At 74.6% G+C, this 351-nt stretch carries 1 protein-coding gene; it reads right to left on the bottom strand.

Going from position 1 to position 351, the window contains the following annotated elements; all coding sequences use genetic code 11:
- Positions 1–351 (bottom strand): autotransporter-associated beta strand repeat-containing protein (locus MKL01_RS29390; RefSeq protein WP_243908724.1); only part of this gene is annotated, 351 nt, incomplete at both ends.

The raw sequence follows: 351 nt of genomic DNA, 5'->3' as shown, positions 1-351 counted from the left end.
GCGCCCGAGACGGTCAGCGTGCCGGTGCCGCCGAGCAGAGCGGCGCTCGCGAGCGTCAGTGCGCCGGATGCACCGCGGATGGCGTTGCGGGTCGGCGCGCCGGTACCGCTGGCCCCGGACCCCGCGAGGGACAGCGAGTTGGCCAGGGTGACGCCGTTCACGTTCAGGGTGCCGCCGCGCCAGCCAGTGGCCACCACGCTGCCGAGCGCGCCCGCGCTCGCGGCGCTGAGCTTGCCGTTCCAAATGTTGGTGCCGCCCGAGTAGGTGTTGGCGGCGGTCAGGACCGCGGTGCCGGTGTCGACCTTGTACAGCCCGTGGCGGTTGCCGCCGTCGCCGATGGCGCCCGAGACG

The sequence above is a fragment of the Methylobacterium sp. J-070 genome (genome assembly GCF_022829385.1).
Classification (GTDB): Bacteria; Pseudomonadota; Alphaproteobacteria; order Rhizobiales; family Beijerinckiaceae; genus Methylobacterium.
This window is presented reverse-complemented; position numbering and strand designations above follow the sequence as displayed.